Annotated in this window: 2 protein-coding genes and 1 pseudogene; 2 read left to right on the top strand and 1 reads right to left on the bottom strand. The window is 59.6% G+C overall.

Annotation, left to right across the window (positions count from 1 at the left end; all coding sequences use genetic code 11):
• Positions 1–15 precede the first annotated feature (15 nt).
• Positions 16–246 carry a hypothetical protein gene (locus ACRESD_RS01455; protein ID WP_431749303.1) on the bottom strand — a complete coding sequence of 77 codons (231 nt, stop codon included), beginning with the start codon at positions 244–246 and terminating at the stop codon, positions 16–18.
• A 239-nt stretch (positions 247–485) separates the two neighbouring features.
• Here ACRESD_RS01455 and ACRESD_RS01450 point away from each other — a divergent pair.
• Positions 486–1,295 (top strand): annotated as a pseudogene (locus tag ACRESD_RS01450) (MCP four helix bundle domain-containing protein); the annotation flags it as partial.
• Positions 1,278–2,150: a methyl-accepting chemotaxis protein gene (locus tag ACRESD_RS01445; RefSeq protein WP_431749304.1), complete on the top strand. Its 873-nt coding sequence runs from the start codon at positions 1,278–1,280 to the stop codon at positions 2,148–2,150. The pseudogene ACRESD_RS01450 and the gene ACRESD_RS01445, both read left to right, overlap by 18 nt.
• The last annotated feature ends 66 nt before the right edge of the window (positions 2,151–2,216 follow it).

The raw sequence follows: 2,216 nt of genomic DNA, 5'->3' as shown, positions 1-2,216 counted from the left end.
CCTTTATCCCTTCATTCATGCGCCGACAGGACCTGCGCTCACACGCTCAACCAGCGCCTGGATGCGAGCGGCGGTGGCGCCGTGCTTTTCTTCCTGTTCCATCAGGTTCAGCTGCAGGCTGTCGTTTTCGTCCTTGGCACGGGCCAGTTCCGCCTTGAGGGACTCGTTGCTGCCCAGCAGATCCTGGTTCTGCTGTACCAAGTCGCCGACCAGTTGTTCCAATTGACTGAGGGATGCTTCTAACATTTTGATTTCTCGGGCTTTTTAAAAGGGCGGTGACGATAAAGAAAATTCACCTCGGATGCCAGGGTTATCCCCGGCGCGCAGCCCGTTTTTTAAGGGCCGGGCCGCACTTTCGAGCCTTAGTGACTGCAATTCCCCCATCTGGTTCCTGAATCCGTTAAACCCCTCGTCCGATGCGACAAAAGCGCGCGCCCCCTTAAGACTTTAGTCGCACGGCCGATACCTGATGCACACCTCGTCTCATGGCCGCATGGATCGCGCTTCTCCCCCAGGACTCCCGCATGTCTCTTCGTAATATGAATATCGCTCCGAGGGCTTTCCTCGGCTTCGCGTTTATTGGCGCGCTGATGTTGCTTCTCGGTATTTTTGCCCTGAACCAGATGAGCAAAATCCGTGGTGCCGCCGAAGACATCACCCTGTCCAGCGTGCCGAGCATTCGCGCCCTCGACGAATTCACCCAACTGACCCTGCGCCTGCGGGTGCTGTCGTACCGCCTGCTGACCAACCGCGAGCCAGACGTGCAGCAAAAGACCCTGGATGCCTTCGAAGTGCGCAATCAGCAGATCCGCGCCGCCCAGACCATCTACGAAAAGCTGATCACCAGCCCTGAGGAGCGCAACGCCTACGACGAGTACGTCCGCCTGTTGGGCCAGTACCACCAGATTGAAGCGCGCATGAAAAGCCTGTCTCGCGCCAATCAAATCGAAGAGCTGCGCAACCTGCTCAACACAGAGTTGCTGAACAACTCCGAGCAGGTCAACGCCGTGTTGACCCGCTTGCTGGACATCAACAACGACGCCGCCAACACCACCAACCAGCAAGCCAAAGACCAATACGACATGGCCTTTGATCTGGTGGTGGGCTTGCTGATCATTGCCACGGCGCTGACCCTGCTGTTCGCCTGGCTGCTGACCCGCAGCATCACCGTGCCGATTTCCCAGGCGCTGGAAGCAGCCGAAGAAGTGGCCGAAGGCAACCTGACACGCCCGATCAAGGTCGACGGCAACGACGAGGCGGGCCGCCTGCTGGCTGCCATGGCCAAGATGCAGGACAAACTGCGTGACACCTTGCAACGCATCGCCGGCTCAGCCACCCAACTGGCGTCCGCCGCCGAAGAGTTGAACGCCGTCACCGACGAAAGCGCTCGTGGCCTGACCCAGCAAAACAACGAAATAGAACAAGCTGCCACTGCCGTCAACGAGATGACCAGCGCCGTCGAAGAAGTCGCACGCAACGCAGTAAGTACTTCCGAAGCCTCGCGCAACGCCACTCTGTCAGCCGGCGATGGCCGTGACTTGGTACAGGAAACCGTCAGTGCCATCGAACGCATGAGCGGCGACGTGCAAGCCACCGCCACACTGATTGGTGACCTGGCCAATGAGTCGCGGGACATCGGCAAGGTGCTGGACGTGATTCGTGGCCTGGCCGACCAGACCAACCTGCTGGCCCTGAACGCCGCGATTGAAGCCGCACGTGCTGGTGAAGCCGGGCGTGGCTTTGCCGTGGTCGCCGACGAAGTACGAGCGCTGGCCCATCGCACCCAGCAATCGACCAGCGAGATCGAGCGGATGATCGGCAGCATTCAGACCGGTACGGAACATGCGGTGGACTCGATGCGCAACAGCACTGAGCGCGCCGAATCCACGTTGAACATCGCCAAAGGCGCGGGGCTGTCCCTGGACACCATCAACACGGCGATTGTGGAAATCAACGAACGCAACCTGGTGATCGCCAGTGCGGCGGAAGAGCAGGCGCAGGTAGCACGGGAAGTGGACCGTAACCTGGTGAATATTCGTGATCTGTCAGTGCAGTCGGCCACGGGTGCCAGCCAGACTGTCGCAGCGAGCAATGAGCTGTCGCGCCTGGCGGTGGATTTGAATGGGATGGTAGGACGCTTCCGCCTCTAACAGACACCACTGGCTTGAAAATGTAGGAGGGGGCTTGCCCCCGATAGCGGTGGTTCAGCTACAGAT

Source organism: Pseudomonas sp. (genome assembly GCF_050739995.1).
GTDB lineage: Bacteria > Pseudomonadota > Gammaproteobacteria > Pseudomonadales > Pseudomonadaceae > Aquipseudomonas.
The sequence above is the reverse complement of the archived record's forward strand: the minus strand, read 5'-3'. Positions and strand labels throughout refer to the sequence as shown.